Annotated in this window: 23 protein-coding genes; 15 read left to right on the top strand and 8 right to left on the bottom strand. The window is 60.3% G+C overall.

The features are described 5' to 3' along the window. Positions 1-18 precede the first annotated feature (18 nt). From ssuD to AB7933_RS31940, 4 genes are read left to right on the top strand one after another with little or no spacing between them, the layout of a single operon-like run. The gene (ssuD, locus tag AB7933_RS31955; RefSeq protein WP_024077980.1) at positions 19-1,167 is read left to right on the top strand and encodes an FMNH2-dependent alkanesulfonate monooxygenase; all 1,149 of its coding nucleotides are present in this window, start codon (positions 19-21) and stop codon (positions 1,165-1,167) included. Positions 1,168-1,176: 9 nt separating this feature from the next. Continuing rightward, complete coding sequence (ssuC, locus tag AB7933_RS31950; RefSeq protein WP_024077979.1) at positions 1,177-1,965, top strand: aliphatic sulfonate ABC transporter permease SsuC; 789 nt, start codon at positions 1,177-1,179, stop codon at positions 1,963-1,965. Further along, positions 1,962-2,768, top strand: a complete 807-nt coding sequence (gene ssuB / locus AB7933_RS31945) for an aliphatic sulfonates ABC transporter ATP-binding protein (RefSeq protein WP_024077978.1) — start codon at positions 1,962-1,964, stop codon at positions 2,766-2,768. Before ssuC ends, ssuB begins: the two co-directional genes overlap by 4 nt. 28 nt (positions 2,769-2,796) lie before the next feature. Further along, complete coding sequence (locus AB7933_RS31940) at positions 2,797-3,012, top strand: TOBE domain-containing protein (RefSeq protein ID WP_003176783.1); 216 nt, start codon at positions 2,797-2,799, stop codon at positions 3,010-3,012. A 121-nt stretch (positions 3,013-3,133) separates the two neighbouring features. Here AB7933_RS31940 and AB7933_RS31935 read toward each other — a convergent pair whose 3' ends face one another. Further along, positions 3,134-3,763 carry a TetR/AcrR family transcriptional regulator gene (locus AB7933_RS31935; protein ID WP_024077977.1) on the bottom strand — a complete coding sequence of 210 codons (630 nt, stop codon included), beginning with the start codon at positions 3,761-3,763 and terminating at the stop codon, positions 3,134-3,136. 231 nt (positions 3,764-3,994) lie between these two features. Next, entirely contained in the window at positions 3,995-5,371 is a 1,377-nt protein-coding gene (locus AB7933_RS31930) for a glutamine synthetase family protein (protein ID WP_003213894.1), read from the bottom strand. A 609-nt stretch (positions 5,372-5,980) separates the two neighbouring features. On the opposite strand from AB7933_RS31930, the gene AB7933_RS31925 reads away from it, so the two are divergent. The 7 genes from AB7933_RS31925 to AB7933_RS31895 all read left to right on the top strand — a co-directional run bounded on the left by AB7933_RS31925 (position 5,981) and on the right by AB7933_RS31895 (position 14,405). Continuing rightward, positions 5,981-7,339: a glutamine synthetase family protein gene (locus tag AB7933_RS31925; protein ID WP_017845082.1), complete on the top strand. Its 1,359-nt coding sequence runs from the start codon at positions 5,981-5,983 to the stop codon at positions 7,337-7,339. Between the two features lie 58 nt (positions 7,340-7,397). Continuing rightward, positions 7,398-8,762 carry an aspartate aminotransferase family protein gene (locus tag AB7933_RS31920; protein WP_024077976.1) on the top strand — a complete coding sequence of 455 codons (1,365 nt, stop codon included), beginning with the start codon at positions 7,398-7,400 and terminating at the stop codon, positions 8,760-8,762. A gap of 207 nt (positions 8,763-8,969) precedes the next feature. Then, positions 8,970-10,064 carry a polyamine ABC transporter substrate-binding protein gene (locus AB7933_RS31915; protein WP_041161317.1) on the top strand — a complete coding sequence of 365 codons (1,095 nt, stop codon included), beginning with the start codon at positions 8,970-8,972 and terminating at the stop codon, positions 10,062-10,064. Between the two features lie 239 nt (positions 10,065-10,303). Further along, positions 10,304-11,398 carry a polyamine ABC transporter substrate-binding protein gene (locus AB7933_RS31910; protein ID WP_024077974.1) on the top strand — a complete coding sequence of 365 codons (1,095 nt, stop codon included), beginning with the start codon at positions 10,304-10,306 and terminating at the stop codon, positions 11,396-11,398. A gap of 66 nt (positions 11,399-11,464) precedes the next feature. Continuing rightward, positions 11,465-12,607, top strand: a complete 1,143-nt coding sequence (locus AB7933_RS31905) for an ABC transporter ATP-binding protein (protein WP_024077973.1) — start codon at positions 11,465-11,467, stop codon at positions 12,605-12,607. After that, complete coding sequence (locus tag AB7933_RS31900; RefSeq protein ID WP_024077972.1) at positions 12,604-13,524, top strand: ABC transporter permease subunit; 921 nt, start codon at positions 12,604-12,606, stop codon at positions 13,522-13,524. Before AB7933_RS31905 ends, AB7933_RS31900 begins: the two co-directional genes overlap by 4 nt. Next, a complete protein-coding gene (locus AB7933_RS31895) occupies positions 13,521-14,405 on the top strand; it encodes an ABC transporter permease subunit (protein WP_024077971.1) in 885 nt (294 codons plus the stop codon). The genes AB7933_RS31900 and AB7933_RS31895 overlap by 4 nt, the downstream gene beginning before the upstream one ends. A gap of 82 nt (positions 14,406-14,487) precedes the next feature. Here AB7933_RS31895 and AB7933_RS31890 read toward each other — a convergent pair whose 3' ends face one another. Next, on the bottom strand, positions 14,488-15,129 hold the full coding sequence (locus AB7933_RS31890) for an HD domain-containing protein (RefSeq protein WP_024077970.1): 642 nt from the start codon (positions 15,127-15,129) through the stop codon (positions 14,488-14,490). A gap of 292 nt (positions 15,130-15,421) precedes the next feature. Between AB7933_RS31890 and AB7933_RS31885 the strand changes: the two genes are divergently transcribed. After that, positions 15,422-16,387, top strand: a complete 966-nt coding sequence (locus AB7933_RS31885; RefSeq protein WP_024077969.1) for a GlxA family transcriptional regulator — start codon at positions 15,422-15,424, stop codon at positions 16,385-16,387. 255 nt (positions 16,388-16,642) lie between these two features. Here AB7933_RS31885 and AB7933_RS31880 read toward each other — a convergent pair whose 3' ends face one another. Together AB7933_RS31880 and AB7933_RS31875 are read right to left on the bottom strand one after the other, a co-directional pair. Further along, a complete protein-coding gene (locus AB7933_RS31880; protein ID WP_024077968.1) occupies positions 16,643-18,997 on the bottom strand; it encodes a penicillin acylase family protein in 2,355 nt (784 codons plus the stop codon). Positions 18,998-19,027: 30 nt separating this feature from the next. Beyond that, positions 19,028-19,603 (bottom strand): DUF6436 domain-containing protein, encoded by a 576-nt coding sequence (locus AB7933_RS31875; protein ID WP_024077967.1) that lies wholly within the window; start codon positions 19,601-19,603, stop codon positions 19,028-19,030. Between the two features lie 111 nt (positions 19,604-19,714). Between AB7933_RS31875 and AB7933_RS31870 the strand changes: the two genes are divergently transcribed. Next, positions 19,715-20,656: an alpha/beta hydrolase gene (locus tag AB7933_RS31870; protein WP_024077966.1), complete on the top strand. Its 942-nt coding sequence runs from the start codon at positions 19,715-19,717 to the stop codon at positions 20,654-20,656. A gap of 105 nt (positions 20,657-20,761) precedes the next feature. Here the strand turns inward: AB7933_RS31870 and AB7933_RS31865 are convergent. Both AB7933_RS31865 and AB7933_RS31860 read right to left on the bottom strand, forming a co-directional pair. Beyond that, a protein-coding gene (locus tag AB7933_RS31865; RefSeq protein WP_404943211.1) for an IS3 family transposase occupies positions 20,762-22,137 on the bottom strand; the annotation gives its coding sequence in 2 pieces (ribosomal slippage) (positions 20,762-21,643 and positions 21,646-22,137; 1,374 coding nt in all). An 85-nt stretch (positions 22,138-22,222) separates the two neighbouring features. Next, entirely contained in the window at positions 22,223-22,975 is a 753-nt protein-coding gene (locus AB7933_RS31860; RefSeq protein ID WP_024077965.1) for a DUF2059 domain-containing protein, read from the bottom strand. A 131-nt stretch (positions 22,976-23,106) separates the two neighbouring features. Here AB7933_RS31860 and AB7933_RS31855 point away from each other — a divergent pair, with 131 nt between their 5' ends. Both AB7933_RS31855 and AB7933_RS31850 read left to right on the top strand, forming a co-directional pair. Further along, positions 23,107-23,739: a 2OG-Fe(II) oxygenase gene (locus AB7933_RS31855; protein WP_024077964.1), complete on the top strand. Its 633-nt coding sequence runs from the start codon at positions 23,107-23,109 to the stop codon at positions 23,737-23,739. A 2-nt stretch (positions 23,740-23,741) separates the two neighbouring features. After that, positions 23,742-24,224, top strand: a complete 483-nt coding sequence (locus AB7933_RS31850) for a DUF523 domain-containing protein (protein WP_024077963.1) — start codon at positions 23,742-23,744, stop codon at positions 24,222-24,224. Here the strand turns inward: AB7933_RS31850 and AB7933_RS31845 are convergent. Next, positions 24,175-24,702 (bottom strand): transporter substrate-binding domain-containing protein, encoded by a 528-nt coding sequence (locus AB7933_RS31845; RefSeq protein WP_024077962.1) that lies wholly within the window; start codon positions 24,700-24,702, stop codon positions 24,175-24,177. The genes AB7933_RS31850 and AB7933_RS31845 overlap by 50 nt on opposite strands. Positions 24,703-24,718: the final 16 nt, after the last annotated feature.

Genomic DNA, 24,718 nt, shown 5'->3' with positions numbered 1-24,718 from the left:
TCTTCAGGAGACAACTCCATGAGCCTCAATATTTTCTGGTTCCTGCCTACTCACGGCGACGGCCATTACCTTGGCACCGCCGAAGGCGCTCGCGCCGTCGACCACGGTTATTTGCAACAAGTGGCCCAGGCCGCTGACCGTCTCGGTTTTGGCGGGGTATTGATCCCCACCGGCCGGTCCTGCGAAGACTCGTGGCTGGTGGCCGCCTCGCTGATTCCGGTGACCCAGCGTTTGAAATTCCTTGTGGCGCTGCGCCCTGGGATCATTTCCCCGACGGTGGCGGCGCGTCAGGCCGCGACCCTCGACCGCCTGTCCGGTGGCCGGGCGTTGTTCAACCTGGTGACCGGTGGCGACCCGGAAGAATTGGCTGGCGACGGTTTGTTCCTCAGTCACGAAGAGCGCTACCAGGCCTCGGTGGAATTCACTCGCATCTGGCGGCGCGTGCTGGAAGGCGAGACCGTGGATTACGACGGCCAGCACATCAGTGTCAAAGGCGCCAAGCTGCTTTACCCACCGATCCAGCAACCGCGTCCGCCGCTGTACTTCGGCGGTTCCTCGGAAGCGGCCCAGGACCTGGCCGCTGAGCAAGTGGACATGGTGCTGACCTGGGGCGAGCCACCGGCTGCCGTTGCCGAAAAAATCGAACAGGTGCGGGCCAAGGCGGCGAAGCTGGGGCGCACCGTGCGTTTCGGCATTCGTCTGCATGTGATTGTGCGCGAAACCAACGCTGAAGCCTGGAAAGCCGCCGACAAACTGATCTCCCACCTGGACGACGACACTATCGCCCGTGCCCAGGCTTCCCTGGCGCGCTTCGATTCCGTCGGCCAGCAACGCATGGCGGCCTTGCATGGCGGCAGCCGCGACAACTTGGAAGTCAGTCCCAACCTGTGGGCGGGCGTTGGCCTGGTACGCGGCGGGGCAGGCACTGCGCTGGTGGGCGATGGTCCGACCGTGGCGGCCCGGGTCAAGGAGTACGCAGCGTTGGGCATCGACACCTTTATCTTCTCCGGCTATCCACACTTGGAAGAGTCGTATCGCGTGGCCGAACTGCTGTTCCCACACCTGGATATCGAACGTCCCGAGCTGCCGAAAAGCGCCGGTTACGTCAGCCCGTTCGGCGAGATGGTGGCCAACGATATCCTTCCCAAAGCTGCATCACAGAGCTGAGGCAGCGCCATGAACCTTGAAAAATTGAGCCATCGCGTGGCGCCGTGGGTGTTGCCGGTACTGTTGTTGGCGGTGTGGCAACTGTCAGTGTCGGCGGGCTGGTTGTCGACGCGCATCCTGCCGGCGCCCAGCGCGGTGATTGAGGCTGGGGTCAACCTGGTGCGCAGCGGCGAAATCTGGACGCACCTGGCGATCAGTGGCTGGCGGGCCGGCCTGGGCTTTGTGATCGGTGGCGGCATCGGCCTGGCGCTTGGGTTTATCACCGGCCTGTCGACGTGGGGCGAACGCCTGCTGGACAGCTCGGTGCAGATGATCCGTAACGTGCCGCACCTGGCGCTGATTCCATTGGTGATCCTGTGGTTCGGCATCGACGAGACCGCGAAGATTTTCCTGGTGGCCCTCGGCACGCTGTTCCCGATTTATCTCAACACTTACCACGGTATTCGCAACGTCGACCCGGCGTTGGTGGAAATGTCGCGCAGCTATGGCTTGTCCGGTTTCAGCCTGTTCTGGCAAGTGATCCTGCCGGGTGCGCTGCCTTCGATCCTGGTGGGCGTGCGGTTTGCCCTGGGCTTTATGTGGCTGACGCTGATCGTGGCGGAAACGATCTCTGCCAGCTCCGGGATTGGCTACCTGGCGATGAACGCTCGCGAATTCCTGCAAACCGACGTGGTGGTGTTGGCCATCGTGATGTACGCCATCCTCGGCAAGCTGGCCGACCTGGCCGCGCGCGGCCTGGAACGTGTATGGCTGCGCTGGCACCCGGCGTATCAAGTCAATAAAGGAGGTGCGGCATGACTGCTCAACAACCTCCACGCCTGTTGAAAGGCATCCCGCTGGCGGTGCGTAAGTTGCGCAAGGCCTTTGGCGCGCGGGAAGTGCTGAAGGGCATCGACCTGCATATCCCCGCGGGCCAGTTCGTCGCCGTGGTCGGGCGCAGCGGTTGCGGTAAAAGTACCTTGCTGCGCCTGTTGGCCGGCCTGGACAAAGCCAGCGGCGGCGAGCTGCTGGCCGGTTCCGCGCCGCTGAGCGAGGCGATTGAAGACACGCGGTTGATGTTCCAGGAAGCGCGCCTGCTGCCGTGGAAAAAGATCATCGACAACGTCGGGCTTGGCCTCAAAGGCAACTGGCGCCCTAAAGCCTTGGAAGCCTTGGAAGCGGTCGGCCTGGCCGAGCGTGCCAATGAGTGGCCGGCGGCCTTGTCCGGTGGGCAGAAGCAGCGGGTGGCGTTGGCTCGCGCCTTGATCCACCAGCCGCGCCTGCTGCTGCTCGACGAACCGCTGGGTGCCCTGGACGCCCTGACCCGTATCGAGATGCAGCAACTGATCGAAAACCTCTGGCAAAAACACGGCTTCACGGTGTTGCTGGTGACCCATGACGTCAGTGAAGCCGTGGCCATTGCCGACCGGGTGATCCTGATCGAAGACGGCGAAATCGGCCTGGACCTGCTCGTCGATCTGCCGCGTCCACGCGCCCGTGGCTCACACCGCCTGGCCGCGCTGGAAGCGCAAGTGCTCAACCGTGTGCTGTCGTTGCCCGGCACCCCGCCGGAGCCCGAACCTGTTTCACCGTTGCCTACGCAATTGCGTTGGGCTCAATAACTCACTTGTCCCACGAAGGAAGAACACCATGACTATTAAAGCCATCAACGTGCGTAACCAGTTCAAAGGCACCATCAAGGAAATCGTGGTAGGCGACGTGCTGTCGGAAATCGACGTGCAGACGGCGTCCGGCATCGTCACTTCCGTGATCACCACCCGCTCGGTCAAAGAGCTGGAGCTGGTGATTGGCAGCGAAGTGATTGCCTTTGTTAAGTCCACCGAGGTGTCGATCGCCAAGTTGTGATTTGCGTCGCTCTTGAGGCCGTCATCGGGGGCAAGCCCCCTCCCACATTTTGAATGTGTTCACAGATCAACATGTGGGAGGGGGCTTGCCCCCGATGAGGCCATCCCAGTCAACACAAGGCTTATCGCTTGGGCAGATACGCCGGCAAATAAAGCCCGACATAGGCATCGAACACCCGCATCCCTTCCTCCGCCATGCGCGGCGTGATCAACCCATGCTGATGCACCGAGCGCGCATACACCCGGTCACTCAGTTCCAGTGCCAGGGCAAACACGTCCACATCCTTAGGCAGGCTCGGCACCTCGAAGTGACGATTGAACACCTCCAGCATCAAGTCGCCCAGTTCCAGATCATGCTGGCGATCCGCCTGGGTCACTTCGGTCAGCCCATGCTGCGCCAGGATCAGTTGGCGGGCGGCGGCGTCTTGGTCGTAGATGGTGAGCATGCGTTGCTCGACGATGCAGGACAGGTCACGCCAGTGCTTGAGTGAGCCATGCTCGATGGGCGCCTGGATTGCTGCCCGGAAGGCGGCGTGGACGTCCGCCGTCAGTGCCTCGAGCAGCGCTGGCACACTGGCAAAAAAGTGATACACCGACGACGGTGGAATCTGCGCACGCTCGGCCACGCTGTAGATCGACAAACTGGCCACGCCTTCGGCGGCCAGCAAGGTACGGGCGGCATCAAGGATCGCGTCGATCCGGGCCTGGCTGCGGGCGCGGGGTTTGCGAGGGGCGGCGGGGCGGGGTGGCATGGAAGTCTCCTACAAGGCAGCGGGCATTGTATGAGCAGGAACCGGTGTTGTCTGCCAAGGCGCCATCGGGAGCAAACCCCCTCCCACAGTTGACTGAGTTCCAACCTTGAAATGCAGTCAAGTGTGGGAGGGGGGCTTGCTCCCGATGAGGCCGACTCGGTCAACCGGAAGAAACCCATAAAAAAACGCCACAGACCAAAGGTCGGAGGCGTTTTTCAGTACAACCACTGCTTACACGGTATGCAGGTACCAGTTGTACTCAAGGTCGGAGATGGAGTGTTCGAACTCTTCCAGCTCACTTTCCTTACAGGCGACGAAGATATCGATGTATTTAGGATCGATGTACTTGGCCATCACCTCGCTGTCGTCCAACTCGCGCAAGGCATCGCGCAGGTTGTTCGGCAGGCTTTGCTCGTTCTGCTCGTAGCTGTTGCCTTCCACGGGAGCGCCCGGTTCGATCTTGTTGGTCAGGCCGTGGTGCACGCCTGCCAGGACCGAAGCCATCAGCAGGTAAGGGTTGGCATCGGCGCCGGCCACGCGGTGTTCGATACGCACCGCATCGGACGAGCCGGTCGGTACGCGAATCGCCACGGTACGGTTATCCAGGCCCCAGCACGGCGAGTTCGGCACGTAGAACTGTGCGCCGAAACGACGGTAGGAGTTGACGTTAGGGCACAGGAACGCCATTTGGGCGGGTAGGGTCTCGAGCACACCGCCGATCGCGTGACGCAATGCGGCGTTCTGCTCGGGATCCTCGCTGGCAAAGATGTTCTTGCCGTCCTTGTCCAGGATCGAAATGTGTACGTGCAAACCGTTGCCTGCCTGGCCTGGGTAAGGCTTGGCCATGAAGGTGGTGTCCATCTCATGGTCGTAGGCGATGTTCTTGATCAGGCGCTTGAGCAGTACCGCGTAGTCGCAAGCCTTGATCGGGTCGGCCACGTGGTGCAGGTTCACTTCGAACTGCGCCGGGGCACTTTCCTTGACAATGGCGTCGGCCGGGATGCCTTGTTCCTTTGCACCTTCCAGGATGTCCTGGAGGCAGTCGACGTATTCGTCGAGGTCGTCGATCAGGTAGACCTGTGTCGAGTGCGGGCGTTTGCCGGAGATCGGCGAGCGGGGCGGTTGCGGGCGGCCGTTCACGTTCTCCTGGTCGATCAGGTAGAACTCAAGCTCGAAGGCAGCACAGATGGTCAGGCCGAGGTCATCAAATTTGCTTACAACTTGGCGGAGCACTTCGCGCGGATCGGCGAAGAAAGGTTCACCTTCAAGTTCGTGCATGGTCATCAGCAGTTGCGCGGTAGGGCGCTTTTGCCAGGGTTCATTGCACAGGGTGTCAGGGATCGGATAACAGATTCGGTCAGCATCACCGATATCCAGGCCCAGGCCGGTGCTTTCCACCGTAGAGCCATTGATATCCAGGGCAAATAGAGAGGCAGGCAGGTTAATGCCCTTCTCGTAAACCTTGTGGAGGCTGGTGCGTTCGATGCGCTTACCGCGCACCACACCATTCATATCCGCAATTAGAAGGTCTACGTACAGAACCTCAGGATGATCCTTAAGGAACGCGTTCGCTTCGTTAAGCTGAACGGCACGCGGGGGTACCGACATGATGCAACACCTTTGTTGTTAAAAATATCAATCATTGATCTTTTCTGGTTTCAGTCAACCCGAACGGCATGCCGAAGTCAAGCGAGGCCTTTTTTGCCCTAAAAAAGCGCCTTGAGGGCTTTTTTGAGGCTTTTTGGGGCTGTTTTTTCGGTTTGACCGCCGTGGGACCAGCAGGCTTGAGCGGGCCGTGTTGTATTTTTTACGGGGGTGTTGTGTAAAAAAATGAACAAGGCTAAGCTCGATTCAAACCCATAACAGCAATAATACCGGGGTGTTTCATGTGTCTCCTGCCGCCACTTGGCGTCTTGGCCTGCTCCATACAGGCTTTGTCATCCGTTCATCCGTCCTGTGTGAACACCCGCGCCCCGGCCAATATTCTTGACGCTTCGGCGGACCTCTTCTATGCCTCTGCGCTTCCCTCGAATTTACCCCTGAACGGCTCCCGTGCAAGGTGCTGCTCATGATTCTGCACGACTTTGGCCTGAGGAATGCAACGCTGCAGCAAATGGCAGGTAAGCTCCTACTCTGAACGAAAAAAACGACGCGGATGCTGCGTCAACCAACGCCTGGCCTTTAATGGATGCCAGGAAACCCAGCCCAGAGGCATTTATGAGTAACAACCTCGACCAGCTCACCGATTGGTTGAAAGACCACAAGATCACAGAAGTCGAATGCATGATTGGCGACCTCACCGGCATCACCCGGGGCAAGATCTCGCCGACCAACAAGTTCATCGCCGAAAAAGGCATGCGCCTGCCCGAGAGTGTGCTGTTGCAGACCGTGACCGGCGATTACGTCGAAGACGACATCTATTACGAATTGCTCGACCCGGCCGACATCGACATGATCTGCCGCCCCGACCAGAACGCGGTATTCCTGGTGCCTTGGGCCATCGAGCCGACCGCCCAGGTGATCCACGACACCTACGACAAGCAAGGCAACCCGATCGAGCTGTCGCCGCGCAACGTGCTCAAGAAAGTCCTCAAGCTCTACGCCGACAAAGGCTGGCAGCCCATCGTGGCGCCGGAGATGGAGTTCTACCTGACCAAGCGCTGCGAAGACCCGGATTTCCCGCTGCAGCCGCCGATTGGTCGTTCCGGTCGCCCGGAAACCGGCCGCCAGTCCTTCTCCATAGAAGCCGCCAACGAATTCGACCCGTTGTTCGAAGACGTCTACGACTGGTGCGAGCTGCAGGAGCTGGACCTCGACACCCTGATCCACGAAGACGGCACGGCGCAGATGGAAATCAACTTCCGTCATGGCGATGCCCTGTCCCTGGCCGACCAGATCCTGGTGTTCAAGCGCACCATGCGGGAAGCTGCGCTCAAGCACGACGTGGCCGCCACCTTCATGGCCAAGCCGATGACCGGCGAGCCTGGCAGCGCGATGCACCTGCACCAGAGCATCATCGACATCGCCACCGGCAAGAACGTCTTCTCCAACGAAGACGGGACCATGAGCCAGCTGTTCCTCAACCACATTGGCGGCTTGCAGAAATTCATCCCCGAATTGCTGCCGCTGTTTGCCCCCAACGTGAACTCGTTCCGCCGCTTCCTGCCCGACACCTCGGCGCCGGTCAACGTGGAATGGGGCGAAGAAAACCGCACCGTCGGCCTGCGCGTACCGGATGCCGGCCCGCAAAACCGCCGTGTGGAAAACCGTCTGCCGGGGGCCGACGCCAACCCGTACCTGGCGATTGCCGCCAGCCTGCTGTGTGGCTACATCGGCATGGTCGAAGGCCATAACCCGAGCGCACCAGTGGTTGGTCGTGGCTACGAGCGGCGCAACCTGCGCCTGCCGTTGACCATCGAAGACGCCCTGGAGCGCATGGAAAACAGCAAGACCATCGAGAAATACCTGGGTCATAAATTCATCACAGGCTACGTCGCGGTCAAGCGGGCCGAGCATGAAAACTTCAAGCGCGTGATCAGTTCGTGGGAGCGGGAATTCCTGCTCTTCGCCGTCTGATGCGCCGGGCGTGCCGTGGGAACGGCGCGCCCTCACCTGAAAAGTCTAGGAGATTGGTATGTCCAGCAACAACCCGCAAACCCGTGAATGGCAAGCCTTGAGCAGTGAGCACCACCTGGCACCGTTCAGCGACTTCAAGCAATTGAAAGAGAAAGGCCCGCGGATCATCACCAAAGCCCACGGCGTTTACCTGTGGGACAGCGAAGGTAACAAGATCCTCGACGGCATGGCCGGCCTGTGGTGCGTGGCGATCGGCTACGGTCGCGATGAACTGGCCGACGCCGCCGCCAAGCAGATGAAAGAACTGCCGTACTACAACCTGTTCTTCCAGACCGCACACCCGCCGGTACTCGAATTGGCCAAGGCCATTTCCGACATCGCGCCTGCTGGCATGAACCACGTGTTCTTCACCGGTTCCGGCTCCGAAGGCAACGACACCATGTTGCGTATGGTCCGCCACTACTGGGCGATCAAGGGCCAACCGAACAAGAAAACCATCATCAGCCGCAAGAATGGCTACCACGGCTCCACCGTGGCTGGCGCCAGCCTGGGCGGCATGACTTATATGCATGAACAGGGCGATTTGCCGATCCCGGGCATCGTCCATATCGCCCAGCCCTATTGGTTCGGCGAAGGCGGTGACATGAGCCCCGAAGAGTTCGGGGTGTGGGCTGCCAACCAGCTGGAAGAGAAGATCCTGGAGCTGGGTGTGGACAACGTCGGGGCCTTTATTGCCGAGCCGATCCAGGGCGCTGGTGGCGTGATCGTACCGCCCGCGACCTACTGGCCGCGCATCAAGGAAATTCTCGCCAAGTACGACATCCTGTTTGTCGCCGATGAAGTGATCTGTGGTTTCGGCCGTACCGGTGAGTGGTTCGGTAGTGATTTCTACGACCTCAAGCCCGACATGATGACCATCGCCAAGGGCCTGACCTCGGGCTACATCCCGATGGGCGGCCTGATCGTGCGCGACGATGTGGTTGCCGTGCTGAATGAAGGCGGCGATTTCAACCACGGCTTCACCTACTCCGGTCACCCGGTGGCAGCGGCGGTTGCGTTGGAAAACATCCGCATCATGCGCGATGAAAAAATCGTTAACCGCGTTCACGACGAAACGGCACCGTATTTGCAGAAACGTCTGAGGGAGCTGGCTGACCACCCGTTGGTGGGTGAAGTACGCGGTGTCGGCATGCTCGGTGCAATTGAACTGGTCCAGGACAAAGCGACGCGCAAGCGTTACGAAGGCCGTGGCGTTGGCATGATCTGCCGCACCTTCTGCTTCGAGAATGGCCTGATCATGCGCGCCGTGGGCGACACCATGATCATTTCGCCGCCACTGGTGATCAGCAAGGCTGAAATTGATGAGCTGGTAACCAAGGCTCGGCATTGCCTGGACCTGACTTTGGCGGCATTGCAGGGCTAAGTGCTAGGCTCAGTGCGCGGTGGCTTTGCCGCTGCGTCTGGGCAGCTATAAATATGCATGTATAAATCGAGGGCTTTGGTTGAAAGCCGGCCCTCTAAGTTGCCAGACTGTCGCCCTGTTTTGTTGCCCTTTGTGGGCCGCGAAACACACACAAGCTTGTGGCCCAAAAAAGAAAAATTGGAGCATCACCAAATGAAGGCATTAGGTTTGAAGAACGCGGGCAAGACCCTCCTCGCCTTGTCCCTGATGGGCGCAATGGCAGGCGCGGCCCAGGCAGACGATAAAGTGCTGCACGTCTATAACTGGTCCGACTACATCGCTCCGGACACCATCGCCAACTTTGAAAAAGAGTCGGGCATTAAAGTGGTGTACGACGTTTTCGACAGTAACGAGACCCTGGAAGCCAAGTTGCTGGCAGGCAAGTCCGGCTACGACATCGTCGTACCGTCGAACAACTTCCTTGCCAAGCAGATCAAGGCTGGGGTCTACCAGGAGCTGGACAAGTCCAAATTGTCCAACTACGGCAACCTGAACAAAGCCCTGCTCAAAGCCGTGTCGGTCAGCGACCCGGACAACAAGCACGCATTCCCGTACATGTGGGGCTCGATCGGTATCGGCTACAACCCGGAGAAGGTCAAGGCTGCGCTGGGCGTGGACAAGATCGATTCGTGGGACACCCTGCTCAAGCCGGAAAACATCGCCAAGCTGAAAAGCTGCGGCGTGAGCTTCCTCGATTCGCCAACCGAAATGCTGCCAGTGGCGCTGCATTACCTGGGCCTGCCGACCGACACCCAGAAAAAAGAAGACTTGAAGAAAGCTGAAGATCTGTTCCTCAAGATCCGTCCTTCGATTGGCTACTTCCACTCGTCCAAATACATCTCCGACCTGGCCAACGGCAACATCTGCGTGGCCGTGGGCTACTCGGGTGACATCCAGCAGGCCAAGTCCCGCGCGGCTGAAGCCGGTGGCAAGGTCAAGGTCGCCTACGACATTCCGAAAGAAGGCGCCGGTAGCTTCTACGACATGGTCGCCATCCCTAAAGATGCCGAAAACGTCGACGCTGCCTACAAGTTCCTGAACTACCTGCTCAAGCCGGAAGTCATGGCGAGCATTACCAACAGCGTCCGTTTCCCGAACGGTAACGAAAAAGCCACCGCACTGGTCGATAAAGACATCACCAGCGACCCGGGCATCTACCCGCCGGCGGAGGTGCAGGCCAAGCTCTACGCCATTGCTGACTTGCCGGCGGCAACCCAGCGTGAAATGACACGCAGCTGGACCAAGATCAAGTCGGGCAAATAAGCGAGGAAACCTGTAGCAGCGAGCTTGCTCGCGAAAATCGTCAACGATAACGCAGCGCCTCTGGTCGCCCGCGTTGCCTGTGAGTTCTTCGCGAGCAAGCTCGCTCCTACAAAGAGCGGCAACCGTACAGTAATTAAATGACAGAAAGTTTTGCCGGATCGGTTTATCGAGGGTAAGTTGCGCGCCGGTTTTGTTGCCGGGCAACAACTTTGGGCCCAACTATTTAAGAGGACCTCCACTTGCCATTTTCTTTATTTCGCAAAGCCTTGCTGGTGGGTGCAGGTATCACGCTGGCTGTCAGCGTGCAGGCCGCATCGACCGTGCATGTTTATAACTGGTCGGACTACATCGGGCCCGACACCCTGGCCAACTTTGAAAAAGCCAGCGGCATCAAGCCGGTGTATGACGTGTTTGACTCCAATGAAACCCTGGAAGGCAAGTTGCTCGCCGGGCGCACGGGTTACGACGTGGTCGTGCCGTCCAACCACTTCCTCGGCAAGCAGATCAAGGCCGGAGCATTCCAGAAGCTCGACAAGTCGTTGCTGACGAACTACGCCAACCTTGATCCGGCGTTGCTCAAGCGCCTGGAAAAGAACGACCCGGGTAACCAGTACGCTGTACCGTACCTGTGGGGCACCAACGGCATTGGCTACAACGTCGATAAAGTGAAGGAAGTACTGGGTGTCGACCATATCGACTCGTGGGCCGTGCTGTTCGAACCGGAAAACATGAAGAAGCTGGCGTCCTGCGGCGTGTCCTTTATGGACTCGGCGGATGAAATGCTGCCGGCAGTACTCAACTACATGGGCCTCAACCCCAACAGTACCAACCCGGACGACTACAAGAAGGCCGAAGAAAAACTACTGAAAGTGCGTCCCTACGTGACCTACTTCCACTCTTCCAAATACATCTCCGACCTGGCCAACGGCAATATCTGCGTGGCTGCCGGGTTCTCCGGTGATGTGTTCCAGGCCAAGGCCCGGGCGGCCGAAGCGGGTAAAGGCGTGAACATCGCCTACGCGATTCCGAAAGAAGGCGGCAACCTGTGGTTTGACGTGCTGGCGATTCCCAAGGATGCCACCAACGTCAAGGAAGCCCACGCCTTTATCAACTATTTGCTGCAACCTGAGGTGATCGCTCAGGTCAGTGATCACGTCGGTTATGCCAACCCTAACCCAGGGGCGGACAAACTGATGGAGCAATCGATACGCACCGACGCAGCGGTTTACCCACCGCAGGCGGTTCTCGACCGGACATTCGTCAACTTCGAGCTACCCCCGAAGGTGCAGCGTTTAATGACCCGTAGCTGGACCAAGGTCAAGACGGGCAAGTAAGGCTCTAACTATCCAAGGTTCGCCCACCTCGGGCGAACCGCACTCTTTTTTTTGGGAGTTTCGTAAATGGCAGTTGCCTCCGGCGCCTATAAGAAAGCCCTCGAGGGCGACCAGACACCGAAAAAGGTGCTGGTCAAAATCGACCGGGTCACGAAGAAGTTCGACGAGACGATTGCCGTGGACGATGTGTCCCTGGAAATCAAGAAAGGCGAGATATTCGCCTTGCTCGGCGGTTCGGGTTCGGGCAAATCCACCTTGCTGCGCATGCTCGCAGGCTTTGAGCGCCCCACCGAAGGTCGCATCTACCTCGACGGCGTGGACATCACTGATATGCCGCCCTACGAGCGGCCGATCAACATGATGTTCCAGTCCTACGCCTTGTTCCCGCACATGACCGTGGCGCAGAACATCGCGTTCGGCCTGCAGCAGGACAAGATCCCCAAGGCCGAAGTGGATGCGCGCGTGGCCGAGATGCTCAAGCTGGTACAGATGAGCCAGTTCGCCAAGCGCAAGCCGCACCAGTTGTCGGGCGGCCAGCGCCAGCGCGTGGCCCTGGCCCGTTCCCTGGCCAAGCGCCCGAAACTGCTGCTGCTCGATGAGCCGATGGGCGCACTCGACAAGAAACTGCGTTCGCAGATGCAACTGGAACTGGTGGAAATCATCGAGCGTGTCGGCGTGACCTGCGTCATGGTGACCCACGACCAGGAAGAGGCCATGACCATGGCCGAGCGCATCGCAATCATGCACCTGGGCTGGATCGCCCAGATCGGCAGCCCGGTCGACATCTACGAGACCCCCACCAGCCGCCTGGTGTGCGAATTCATCGGCAACGTCAACATCTTCGACACCCAGGTGGTGGACGACGCCGAAGGCCACGCGGTACTCAAGTGCCCGGACCTGGACCGCGATATCTACGTGGGCTACGGCATCGCCACAGCGGTCGAAGACAAGTCGGTGACCTACGCCATCCGCCCGGAAAAACTGCTGGTGACCACCGAAATGCCGACCTGCGAGCACAACTGGTCCAGCGGCAAGGTGCACGATATCGCCTACCTGGGTGGCCACTCGGTGTTCTACGTCGAGCTGCCGAGCGGCAAGCTGGTGCAGTCCTTCGTTGCCAACGCAGAGCGCCGTGGCCAGCGTCCGACCTGGGGTGACCAGGTGTACGTATGGTGGGAAGACGACAGCGGCGTGGTACTTCGCTCATGAATATGAAAAAGTTCAAGCGCCAGCTGCAACGAATAACCCCCGGTGGCCGGCATGTGGTCATCGGGATCCCTTTCCTCTGGCTGTTCCTGTTCTTCATGCTGCCGTTCTTCATCGTCCTGAAGATCAGCTTTGCCGAAGCCGACGTGGCGATCCCGCCATACACCGAGATCTACACCTTCGTAGAGCAGAAGTTGCAGTTGGTGCTGAACCTGGCCAACTACGCGATGCTCGGCGATGACGAGTTGTACATCGCCGCGTACCTGGGCTCGCTGAAGATGGCGTTTTTCAGCACCATCCTCTGCCTGGTGATCGGCTACCCGATGGCCTATGCGATTGCCAGTGCGCGCAAGGAGATGCAGACCGTACTGGTGCTGCTGATCATGATGCCGACCTGGACCGCGATCCTGATCCGCGTGTATGCGTGGATGGGCATTCTCAGCAACAACGGCTTGCTCAATGGCTTCCTGATGTCCATGGGCCTGATCAACGAACCGTTGCAGATCCTCAACACCAACATCGCGGTGTATATCGGCGTGGTCTATTCGTACCTGCCGTTCATGATCCTGCCGCTGTACGCCAACCTGGTGAAGCATGACCAGAGCCTGTTGGAAGCCGCGTCAGACCTCGGGTCGAGCACGTTCAACAGCTTCTGGAAGATCACCGTGCCGCTGTCCAAGAACGGCATCATCGCCGGCTGCATGCTGGTCTTCATTCCGGTAGTGGGCGAGTTCGTGATCCCGGAACTGCTTGGCGGCCCGGAAACCCTGATGATCGGTAAAGTGTTGTGGCAAGAATTCTTCAACAACCGTGACTGGCCGGTGGCCTCTGCCCTGGCGGTGGTGATGCTGGCGATCCTGATCGTGCCGATCATCCTGTTTAACCGCAGCCAAGCCAAAGAGATGGAGGGCAAGATATGAAGCGCGTCAGTTTCTCAAGCTTCATGCTGGTGGCGGGGTTGTTGTTCATCTACCTGCCGATGCTGATCCTGGTGATCTACTCGTTCAACGAATCCAAGCTGGTGACAGTGTGGGGCGGTTGGTCGATCAAGTGGTACGTGGGCCTGCTGGACAACACCCAGTTGATGGGCTCGGTGGCGCGCTCCCTGGAAATCGCCTGCTACACGGCGGTGGCGGCGGTGGCGCTGGGCACCTTGGCCGCGTTCGTCTTGACGCGCATCAGTCAGTTCAAAGGCCGTACGCTGTTCGGCGGCCTGGTGACTGCACCGTTGGTGATGCCGGAAGTGATCACCGGTCTGTCGCTGTTGCTGCTGTTCGTGGCGATGGCGCAGATGATCGGCTGGCCCCAGGAGCGTGGCATTGTCACCATCTGGATCGCCCACACCACGTTCTGCGCGGCCTATGTGGCGGTGGTGGTGTCGGCGCGCCTGCGTGAACTGGACCTGTCGATCGAAGAAGCGGCGATGGACCTGGGGGCGCGGCCGTGGAAGGTGTTCTTCCTGATCACCATCCCGATGATCGCGCCGTCGTTGGCGGCCGGTGGGATGATGTCGTTCGCGCTGTCCCTGGATGACCTGGTACTGGCCAGCTTCGTGTCGGGCCCGGGTTCGACCACCTTGCCGATGGAAGTGTTCTCGGCAGTGCGCCTGGGGGTTAAACCCGAGATCAACGCCGTGGCCAGCCTGATTCTGCTGGCGGTATCGCTGGTGACCTTCCTGGTGTGGTTCTTCAGCCGGCGTGCCGAAGAAATGCGCAAGAAGGCGATCCAGCAGGCGATCGAAGAAGCAGCGGCGGATGGCTGGCAGCAGCCGGATGTGCGTCGGGCGCCAGCGCCGGTCTAAAAGCCTGCGCGGTCAAAATGTGGGAGGGGGCAAGTCGAAACGTCGCACCGCCCCTCCCACAGTTGATTGCATTTCAACTCCGCTACGCCAACCACGGCGACTGGCGAATCACCTCGACAAAATTCATCGGTTTGAACCCCGGCTCCTGGTCCACCAGCACATCGGTCTTCACGTTGCCAAACGTGGTCTGCGGACGATGGCGCAAGCCGTCGGCGAAGGCGCAGATGATGCATTCCTTGAACCCTTCACCACGTGGATGCGCATGCACCACGGCTTCGCGCTGCACGCTGGGAAAGGCGGCGTAGTCCATGCCCAGCACGTCCATTTCCACGCCAGCCGTCACCAGCGCCACGGTCGGGCGCAGATGCTGTGGCACACCCGGTGTGGTGTGCAGGGCGATGGACAGCCACACCTGTTCGATATCGTCGTCGCTCAGTCCGTAGGGCTTGAGAAAATCCGCCGCTGCGTTGGCACCGTCTACTTCGAAACGCTCGTTGTCACTGCGATGGCCTTCCACCAGGCCCAGGTCATGGAACATCGCACCGACGTACAGCAACTCGGGGTTGTAGGCCAGTTGCCTGCGCTCACCGCTCAAGGCGCCGAACAGGAATACCCGGCGGGAGTGGTGGTAGAGCAGGTCGGATTCAATGTCGCGGATGTACTCGGTGGTGGCCTTGGCCAGGGCGCTGTCCGGGATCTTGATGCCGGCGATGGTGGTGCTCATGGTGGTTCTCCTCTGGAAAGCCTTCAGTCTGGCCGCGCGCCCGTGAAGCGGCCATGGTGACGAGGGGGCGATCCCGGCCAATCTGCCGTCACATCGTGCCAAGGGGAAATCGACTAGGGTGTAGCGGGCGATATCACTCTTGAAGCCTGCGAAAATCAAAATGTGAGAGGGGGCTTGCCCCCGATAGCTGAGCACCAGGCACTGCATCTGCTGACTGATACAACGCTATCGGGAGCAAGCTCCCTCCCACAGGGTTTGCATTTTATTCCGCTAGAAAAAGGTGTCTGTGAGCATGCACAAGACCGTCGCCATCCTGATCTTCCCCGGCGTCCAGTCACTGGATGTGACCGGCCCCCTGGATGTGTTCTGCGAAGCCAACCGCTTTCTGCCGCCCCAGGATCACTACCAGATGGAGGTCATCGGGCTGGGCCACGGCACGCTGGCTGCCTCCAACGGTTTGTCATTGCAGGCCCACCGGCACTACAGCGAAGCCCTGCAAGCCTATGACCTGCTGCTGGTCCCCGGTGGCCCGCAATTGCCCTTCGAGGAATTTGGCGCCCTGTTCGATGATTGGCTGCGTGGTGCAACCGCCCGGGCGCGGCGCTTCGGTTCAATCTGCAACGGCGCCTTCACGTTGGCGCGCGCCGGGCTACTGGATGGAAAAACCGTCACGACGCATTGGAATGATGCGGCAGGCCTGGCGCGTTTGTGCCCCCGCGCCCAGGTCGAAGCTGACCGCCTCTACGTGCAAGACGGCAACCTCTACACCTCGGCTGGCGTCACGGCGGGTATCGACCTCTCGCTGTACCTGTTGGCCCAGGACCATGGCCCGGAGGTGGCGCTGAGCGTGGCCAAGCGCCTGGTGGTGTTCACCCAGCGCTCGGGTGGGCAGTCACAGTTCAGCCCGTTCCTCACGCCCCATGCCGAAACCACCTCGGCGGTAGCGCTGGTGCAGGTGTACGTCTTGGCGAACCTGACCGGTGACTTGACCATCGCCGACCTGGCCAAGGCCGCGAATATGAGTGCGCGTAATTTCTCTCGGGTGTTCACCCGTGAAGCGCGGATAACGCCTGCGGAGTTTGTCGAGCGGGCGCGGGTGGATGCGGCGCGGATGATGCTCGAAAGCAGTCCCGCGCCGCTCAAGACTGTGGCCTATCAGTGCGGTTTTCGCGATGCCCAGCACATGCGCAGCGTGTTCAATCGCCGCCTGGGCGTGACGCCGCAACAGTTCCGGCGCAACTTTGCGGCGCCGCTCTAAACGGAACACACCGTGGGAAGGGCTGTATTAAACGACGGCATTTTTTGTGGCGTACGTCGCCTTCTGTAGGAGCGAGCTTGCTCGCGAAGAACTCACAGGCGCCGCGTTGATTCAGGAAACACGCGTTATCGTTGACGTTTTTCGCGAGCAAGCTCGCTCCTACAAAGGGCAAGCCCGCTTGCCACAGGGGGCCAGTTTGCTGGGCGACGGCGCTTTTAGCGGGACCTCCCACAGGTTTGATCGCGTTTCAGGCCGTTATCGAGCGGGCAATAGCTTCAGCGTACCGCGCGTATTGGCCGTGACTTCCTCATCACTGAAATGCGCCTGCTCGTAACCCCCTTCGATATAGGTTTCCGCTTGATCGCTGTAGTGCTTGTCGAACGGCACGCCGCTTTGCCCCACCGGGTTGATGGTCAGGGCGTGGGCCGGGTCAGCGAAGTCGATCAGGCGGCGGGTCGATGGGCCATAGGTCACCGGCCATGGCGCCGGGCCGATGGCGGCCGACTGGTTGTTCGGCACTTCGTGGGTGCCGGGCGCCGGGAAGGGGCCGACGTTGACGATCAAGTCCAATGGCTTTTGCGAGCCCAGTGGATGGCTGTGGGTCAGGGTATGGGCCTTGCCCCACTGCCACTGAGTCGGGTCATCGCCGAAGGTGGTCTTGAGGTGCGCCAGGCTGTTGTCCCAGGCCAGTTTGACGAGGTCGGCGCGCTTGCCGTCCCACCAGGGTGAATCCGCCGATGCGGCCAGGCGTGGCAAGGCGGCGTCGATCACGCGGGTGCCGAGCAGGGTCTTGAACATGCCGTCGCCCAGTTTCGGGTGGAAGGTGGCATCGGCCAGGTTGAACAGGAACTGGTTGAACAGCGTGGCGCTGGTGGAGTCCAGCGGGTAGTCGCCTTTCCAGCTGGCAAGCTGTTCCACCAGCTTCAATTGCGCCGGGTCCTTGACCACCTCGCGCAGCACCGGCAGCAGCGGCGCCAGCAGGCGCGGGCCGTAGGCGGTGGTGGTGCCCAGTTGCAAGGCCTGGCTGTTGTTCACATCCCACTTCACGCTCTTGTCGCTCAACTGCGCGTTCAACTGTTGGCCCCGGTCGGCCAGGTTGTAATAACCGGGGATCTCCATGCCCGTGGGCGATACCGGCTGGGCGTTGGCCGACACCACATAGCCACGCGCGGGGTTTTCTTCCTGGGGGTTGGCGCTGAAGGGGTAGAAACCCAGCTTGTCGGCCTGGGCGCTGCTACCGTCGAGGATAAACCCGGCGTTGACACCGGCGGGGCGGATCGGCAACTGTGCCGCCGCCCACCAGCCGATATCGCCCTTGGCATTGGCCCACACGATATTCAGCCCCGGCGCGGAAACCTTGGATGCAGCCGCGCGCGCCTTGGCCAGGGTGTCGGCGCGGTTGAGCTGGTAGAAACCTTCGAGGATCGGGTTCTCGGTGTCGAGGAACGCCCACCACATGGCAATCGGCGTCTTGCCGGCATTGTCGCCAAGCACGTCATTGATGATCGGGCCATGGGGCGACTGGCGCAGGGTGACCGTGACCGGTGCCTGGCCTTTCACCGCGATCTGTTGCTCGCTGCTGGTCATGTCGACCCACTGGTCGTGGTACCAGACCTGGTTGGAATTGTCCGGGTTGACCTTCTCGGCGATCAGGTCGAGGTCATCATTCTGGAACATGGTCAGGCTCCAGCCGAAGTCCAGGTTGTGCCCCAGGAACGCCACCGGTACCAGCGCGTTGTGATAGCCGTACAGTTCGAAGCCCGGCGCCGACAACTGCGCCTCATACCACACCGACGGCACCGAGAAGCGGATATGCGGGTCACCGGCCAGCAACGGCTTGCCGCTTTTGGTGCGGTTGCCACTGATGGCCCAGGCGTTGCTGCCTTCGAACTGCGGCAAGCCGTTGTCGGCCAAGGCTTGTTCGCTCAGGGAGGCGATGGCGCCAAGGGTTTGCCAATCGCCGGCGGCCAGGTTGAGTGCGCCCTTGGGTTGCCAGTCGAGGTCGAACACTTTCAGGTAATCGCTGCCCAACTGGTCACGTACATAGGTCAGCAAGGGCTCTGTACGAAACGCGGCGGCAAAGCTGTAGGCCAGGTAGCCGGCGACGCTGATGGTGTCTTCGGCGGTGAACCGGCGCTTGGGAATGCCCAGCACATCGAACTCCATCGGGCTGGCGTGGCTGTCCTGATACGCGTTGATCCCGTCCAAATAGGCTTGCAGGGCCTTCCACGACGCAGACTCGCGGTCCATATGCTCCACATAGCTCAGGGCGCGCTCACGAATGCGCAGGCTGCGAAACAGCTTGTCGGTCTCCAGCAGCTTGGGCCCCAGCACCTCGGCCAGCTCGCCACGGGCCAGGCGCCGCATGATTTCCATCTGGAACAGCCGGTCCTGGGCCTGCACATAGCCCAGGGCGCGGTACAGGTCGGTCTCGTTCTCGGCGCGGATATGCGGCACGCCACGGTCGTCGTAGCGCACGGTGACCGAGCCTTGCAGGTGCGCCAGCTCAACCGTGCCCTGGCGGGTGGGCAGTTTGCTGTAGACGTACCCGACGGCGCCGAGAGCGATCAGCACCACCAGAACCGCGAGAGCCTGCAAGACGCGCTTCATGAACATTCCTTAGCAAGAGAGGGGAGTGGGCTACGAACCTGTTGGCCACGAACAATAGCAGCCCACCGCCAGGGTGTGAGTGGCATTCACTGCGCGTCCGTCTTCAAGAGCCTGGAGGATCGGCTCGATAAAGCTGTTGCTGGAATTGCACGTCAGCCCTTCGCTATAAGGCCCGAAATACGCAAGCTTGCCCGTGCGATCCCAGATCCCCACGGCGGGGACGGCGGGTATCTGGTCGGCACCGGGCAGGGCGGTGAGGATTTTCATCTGGCGCAGGTTATCGGGCAATTGGCCGTGGCTGCCGGTTTTTTGCAGGGCGTAGAATTCGACGCCCTGGGGCGCGTAGTGCTCGATCAGCTCGGCCAGGTGTTGCTGGTTGCCGACGTTGCACGGGCAGGCCGGGTCCCAGAAGTGCACCAGGCGGATGTTGCCGGGGCCGGCAAGGTCGGCGGGCAGGCGCAGGGCGTCGCCGGAAAAGACCGCCGTATGTTCGCTGAAGGCGCGCAGGTAGCGGCCTTGGAACCAATCATAGGCGGCCCATAGCACGCCGACGCAGAGGATCAGGAGCAGGCTGGCGAATAAGGCACTGCGGTAGGGCTGTCGCATTCAGATCTATCCTCGAAGGTCGCGTAGCTTGCCATGCTTGCCCTGACAGATGAATATCGCAGCTCGATATTCATCTGCGCAGTGCGTGAAGCCTCAAGTCTGGAACCTCCTATGCCCGTCACCTTTGACCCCGATCATCTGCGCGAAAGCTTGCGACCCCTGGTGGATGCGCAGCCGCTCAGCGCCGAGGCGCGGGTCTACCAGCGTTTCTACGGCCTGGACCTGGCCGCACGCAAAGTGCCGGCAGTGAGCCGGCTGGGACGTTTCGAGGTCGATGGGTTCCAGGTGGTGGCCCAGGTATGGTGGCCGCCCGCACCGGTGGCGACGATGTTCATGTTCCACGGCTTCTACGACCACATGGGGCTGTATCGCCACGTGGTGGACTGGGCGCTGGACCAGGGCTTTGTGGTGATCGCCTGCGATTTGCCAGGCCATGGCTTGTCCAGCGGCGCGCGTGCCAGCATCGATGATTTTGCGGTGTATCAGGACGTGGTGCAGGCACTGTTCGCTCAAGCTCAAGCGCTGCAATTGCCGCAGCCCTGGCACTTGTTCGGGCAAAGCACCGGCGGCGCGGTGGTGGTCGACCACCTGCTCAGCCGCGGGGCCGACAGCCCGGCCCAAGGCAAGACCTTCCTGCTGTCTCCGCTGGTACGGCCGCGTGCGTGGGGGTGGTCGCAGGTCAGCTATTACCTGTTGCGCCCGTTCGTCAAAGGCATCGCCCGGCGTTTCAGCGAGAACACCAACGACCCGCAGTTCAAGCCGTTCCTGGAGGCCGACCCGCTTCAGCCGCGCCAGCTGCCAACCGCCTGGGTGGGGGCGCTGGCGCGCTGGATCAAACGCATCGAAGCCGCACCGCGCAGCCCACGGCGGCCGGTGATTGTGCAGGGAGAGGAAGACATGACCGTGGATTGGCAGCACAACTTGCAGGTACTGCGGGGCAAGTTCGACCAGCCCGAGGTGTTGATGCTGCCGCGTGGCCGGCATCACCTGGCCAATGAGATTCCGGAGATTCGTGAAGAGTACTTCCGGTATTTGACAGACCATTTGAAATAACGCAATCCAAATGTGGGAGGGGGCTTGCCCCCGATAGCGGTGCATCAGTCAGCTTATCTGTAGCTGACCCACTGAAGTGCGCCCCAAAAGCTGGACAGCTGTTGGTTAGGCTACAGCGGACCGGGTCCTGTACGCTACAGGGCTCAGTCCGCCAAGCTTCACTTTGATTCGCTTATGGTTGTAGTAATGGATGTACTCATCCAGCCCCGCTTGCAACTGCTCCACGCTTTCAAAGCTTTCCCGATAGTAGAACTCTGACTTCAGCGTGCCGAAGAAACTCTCCATTGTGGCGTTGTCATGGCAGTTTCCTTTGCGTGACATGCTTTGCTCCAGCCCTGCTTTTTCTAGCCTCTCCCGGTACTTTGGATATCGATAGTGCCAGCCTTGATCTGAATGCAGCATTGGCTTGCCGCCCTCAGGTAAGCCTTCAATAGCTTTTTCCAGCATCTCGCCCACCAAGGCATATTGGGGACGTATTGCCGTCTGATAGGCCACGATTTCTCCGTTGTACAAGTCCAAAACTGGGGACAAGTACAGCTTTTTGCCGGCCACTTTGAACTCGGTGACATCCGTCACCCATTTCTGATTCGGTTGCTCAGCCTCGAACTGACGAGCCAAGGTGTTGGGCGACACTTCGCCCATCGGCCCTTTATACGACCTGTATTTCTTAGGCCGCACCGTGCATTTCAGACCCAGCTCCCCCATCAGTCGTCGTACCGTTTTACCGTTGATCAGCGATCTTTCTTTACGTAGTTCTAGCGTCATCCGACGGTAACCAAAGCGGCCCTTATGCTCGTTTTGGATGGTCTGGATAGAAGCTTTGATCGAGGAAAATCGGTCCGCAACGCCCATTGCCTTGAGTTGGTAGTAGTACGTACTTCGCGCAAGGCTCACTAGCTTGAGCAAGTCACGCAAGGGAAAGTGTTGCTTAAGCTCACTGACTAATCGGGCTTTTTCTTCTGTTCTTTCTCCCGCCTCATCACCGCCTCGCCTAACTCCCCAAGCTTTTTTAGATAAGCGTTCTCCATCCGTAGGTATTGGAGCTCATCAAGTAACGTCTTGTGCTCAGGCTCAGGGCTGGTGAGTGGGGCAGCGGTTTTGCGTGGTTTAGCAGGTGGTTTAGGCATAGCGGTGCTCAGTCCTCTTTTCCCTGACTCCAGGGCTTCAATACCGCCACTGTAATACTGCTGTTGCCATCTGCCCACCTGAGTGGAATCCCCCAAGTTGAAAAGCGCCGCTGCGCGGCGCAAGGAAAGGGAGTCATCCCACATGCGCCGTAGAACAGAGAACTTGAACAAGGCACTGTAACGCTGGCCGGTACTGCTCAAGCTGGCCTCACCGTGTAATCGATAAGCCTCGACCCAACGACGAAGCAAGGTGGGGTCCATTTGAAATTGAGCGGCGACCCGGCGAAACCCTCGGCCTCGCTCAAGGAAAGCGGTGATGGCAGATAGCTTGAACTGCGTGGTGTACTTGCTCATGAAAACGCCCCAGAAATTGGATGGGTGTCCAACTTCTGGGGCGCACTTCACACTGCCATCGGGGGCAAGCCCCCTCCCACATTTTCTACTGCGTCAGGCTTGAAGTGCTTTGGCCGACCGCCAGCCCCGCACGAACCGCTGCCAGCGCCGCCCGGTAATACGCCTTACCCTCCGGCGACTCCGCAAACGTCGCGAATTCTTCCAACTCCGGGTCAGACAAATCTCGATAGACGTACAGCAGTGTGTTGTTCAGGTCATTGCCGATCTGTTGCATCAAGCGCTCGCGTTGCCCATCCAGCATGCCCTGGGCTTGGTCGCCGCCCAACAGGCCGGGAATCATCTGGCTCAAGCTGTCGGCCGCCACGCCGGCGATTGCCAGGCTGACTTCCGCACCGGCTTCACGGGCGGGCAGGGCTTGGGCCAAGTGGCCGATGATCAGGCTGCGGGTGGCGTCGGCTTCGACATGCGGCAGGCCCTGGGCATTTTTAGCCAACTGGTCGCGGCGGGTGGCGAGCAATTCGGCGGCGACGATCTTGCGGCCCAGCGGCGATTGGAAGAACGCCAGGGCCGGCTTGGGGTCCGCCAGGTGCTGGCGCAACTGCGCTTCGGCACGCTGGTCCATGGCCTGGGCGGCGAAGCGCCTGTTGCTGTTGTCCACCAGCGCCTGGTACACCGCCGGCGGCAGGCTGTTGCGGTAGCGTTGCTGGGCTGCACTGAGGGCATCATTGAAATGCGCACGTTGTTCGGCCCAGCCGGCGACCTTGTACAACTGGTCATGGCCGTCTGCCCAGGCGGGCAAAACGCAGAACATCAGCAAGGAAAAAAACAAACGACGCATATGGACTCCTGTCAGTCGGCCACTATTGTCCGTGTCGGGCGTAGGATTTGTCGAGAAGTCCTATCAGTCACCTGACTAAAGTGCATTCAGACGCTCGGCGGCTCTGTCGGATTCATAGGCGTATGGATACTATGCGCGCCATGCAAATACCCTTTGATCACCCGCTGCTGCAACGCATCGTCGACGACCTGGCCGAGAAAGGCTGGTCGCAGCAGAACGCCTTCCTGTCCCAGGCTCTGACCCTGGAACTGGCGGCTGAGTGCCGTAAACGTGCGGCCGAAGGTGAGCTGTCGCCGGCGGCGGTGGGGCGCGGGCCGGCCCAGGAAATTCGTGAGGGTATTCGCGGCGACCATATCCAGTGGCTGGAAGAGGGCGACGCGGCGGTCTGTGGCGACTATATGGCGCTGATGGACAGCCTGCGCCTGGCGATGAACCGCAACCTGTTCCTGGGCCTGGAGGATTTCGAAAGCCACTTCGCGATGTACCCGCCAGGGGCCTTCTACCTCAAGCACCTGGACCGGTTTCGCGATGATGATCGGCGCACGGTGTCGGCGGTGATCTACTTGAACGACGCCTGGCTGCCCGAGCATGGCGGCCAGTTGCGCATGTACCTCAAGGACGGCGTCGAATACGACGTGGTGCCCACCGGCGGTTGCCTGGTGGTGTTCCTGTCGGGCGAGGTACCCCACGAAGTTTTGCCTGCTACGCGTGAGCGCCTGTCCCTGACGGGCTGGTTTCGCCGGCGGGGCAATGAGCCGTTTTGAGCATGCAAAAGATTCTTGTCAGCCGCTGCCTGCTCGGGCACAAGGTGCGTTACGACGGCGGGGCCAGCGGGCCGTTTGACCAGTTGGCCGCATGGCAGGCCGAGGGGCGTGTGGTTGCGATCTGCCCGGAAGTGTCGGGTGGTTTGCCAACGCCACGACCTGCCGCCGAGATCCCAGGCGGGCAGGGTGTGGATGTGTGGGAGGGGCGCGCCCAGGTGCTGACGGCCGAGGGCGAAGATTTCAGCGCCGCCTTTCTCGACGGCGCCCGCCAGGCCTTGGCGCTGGTGCAACGCCACGCTATTCGCATCGCCGTGCTCAAGGCCAACAGCCCGTCGTGTGGCAACCTGCTCACTTATGACGGCACCTTTACCGGCGTGAAAGTGAAGGGCGAGGGCGTAACCGCGGCGCTGCTCAAACGCCACGGCGTGCAGGTGTTCAGTGAGCTGGAGTTGCCTGAGGCTGCGCAGGCACTGGCGCAGCTGTAGTCGGTGCTTCTGCGTCAAACCACTTCTGCGACAGCGCCTTTAACCGGCCATCCTCCTTCACCCGTTTCAGCGCGCCGTCAAGGCTCGTCTTGAACGCGGGGTTACCCTTTTGGAATGGGATCACCAAATCGGGCTTCTCGCGATAAACCTCACTGAAATCGAACTGATCCTCAAGGTCGGCAGTCTTAGCGATATGGTTAATGGCCACGTCGTACTTGCCGGTTGCCACCCCTGGCAGCAAGTCGGCGTCATCGGTGGTGATGAACGAGGAGCGTACGTCCATTTCCTTTGCCAGCAGTTCACCCAGTTCCACTTCAAAACCGGTGAGTTTGTCGCCGTCCTTGAAGTTGAACGGTGGCGTATTGGCTTCAAGGGCGATGCGCAGTTCGCCACGATCGAACACATCATCGACCAGTTCGGCGTGAGCCAGGGGGCTCAGAAGGGGAAGCAGCAGTAACAGGCCAGGCGAAAAGCGCATGGTCACTCCTAGAGAA

Source organism: Pseudomonas gorinensis (assembly GCF_042015035.1).
Lineage (GTDB): Bacteria > Pseudomonadota > Gammaproteobacteria > Pseudomonadales > Pseudomonadaceae > Aquipseudomonas > Aquipseudomonas gorinensis.
Note: the sequence above shows the minus strand (reverse complement) of the source record. Positions and strands in the feature narration are given on the sequence as shown.

Coding starts and splice junctions, on each gene's coding strand:
- ssuD (WP_024077980.1), top strand. CDS start 19: ATGAGCCTCAATATTTTCTGGTTCCTGCCTACTCACGGCGACGGCCAT.
- ssuC (WP_024077979.1), top strand. CDS start 1,177: ATGAACCTTGAAAAATTGAGCCATCGCGTGGCGCCGTGGGTGTTGCCG.
- ssuB (WP_024077978.1), top strand. CDS start 1,962: ATGACTGCTCAACAACCTCCACGCCTGTTGAAAGGCATCCCGCTGGCG.
- AB7933_RS31940 (WP_003176783.1), top strand. CDS start 2,797: ATGACTATTAAAGCCATCAACGTGCGTAACCAGTTCAAAGGCACCATC.
- AB7933_RS31935 (WP_024077977.1), bottom strand. CDS start 3,763: ATGCCACCCCGCCCCGCCGCCCCTCGCAAACCCCGCGCCCGCAGCCAG.
- AB7933_RS31930 (WP_003213894.1), bottom strand. CDS start 5,371: ATGTCGGTACCCCCGCGTGCCGTTCAGCTTAACGAAGCGAACGCGTTC.
- AB7933_RS31925 (WP_017845082.1), top strand. CDS start 5,981: ATGAGTAACAACCTCGACCAGCTCACCGATTGGTTGAAAGACCACAAG.
- AB7933_RS31920 (WP_024077976.1), top strand. CDS start 7,398: ATGTCCAGCAACAACCCGCAAACCCGTGAATGGCAAGCCTTGAGCAGT.
- AB7933_RS31905 (WP_024077973.1), top strand. CDS start 11,465: ATGGCAGTTGCCTCCGGCGCCTATAAGAAAGCCCTCGAGGGCGACCAG.
- AB7933_RS31900 (WP_024077972.1), top strand. CDS start 12,604: ATGAATATGAAAAAGTTCAAGCGCCAGCTGCAACGAATAACCCCCGGT.
- AB7933_RS31895 (WP_024077971.1), top strand. CDS start 13,521: ATGAAGCGCGTCAGTTTCTCAAGCTTCATGCTGGTGGCGGGGTTGTTG.
- AB7933_RS31890 (WP_024077970.1), bottom strand. CDS start 15,129: ATGAGCACCACCATCGCCGGCATCAAGATCCCGGACAGCGCCCTGGCC.
- AB7933_RS31885 (WP_024077969.1), top strand. CDS start 15,422: ATGCACAAGACCGTCGCCATCCTGATCTTCCCCGGCGTCCAGTCACTG.
- AB7933_RS31880 (WP_024077968.1), bottom strand. CDS start 18,997: ATGAAGCGCGTCTTGCAGGCTCTCGCGGTTCTGGTGGTGCTGATCGCT.
- AB7933_RS31875 (WP_024077967.1), bottom strand. CDS start 19,603: ATGCGACAGCCCTACCGCAGTGCCTTATTCGCCAGCCTGCTCCTGATC.
- AB7933_RS31870 (WP_024077966.1), top strand. CDS start 19,715: ATGCCCGTCACCTTTGACCCCGATCATCTGCGCGAAAGCTTGCGACCC.
- AB7933_RS31860 (WP_024077965.1), bottom strand. CDS start 22,975: ATGCGTCGTTTGTTTTTTTCCTTGCTGATGTTCTGCGTTTTGCCCGCC.
- AB7933_RS31855 (WP_024077964.1), top strand. CDS start 23,107: ATGCGCGCCATGCAAATACCCTTTGATCACCCGCTGCTGCAACGCATC.
- AB7933_RS31850 (WP_024077963.1), top strand. CDS start 23,742: ATGCAAAAGATTCTTGTCAGCCGCTGCCTGCTCGGGCACAAGGTGCGT.
- AB7933_RS31845 (WP_024077962.1), bottom strand. CDS start 24,702: ATGCGCTTTTCGCCTGGCCTGTTACTGCTGCTTCCCCTTCTGAGCCCC.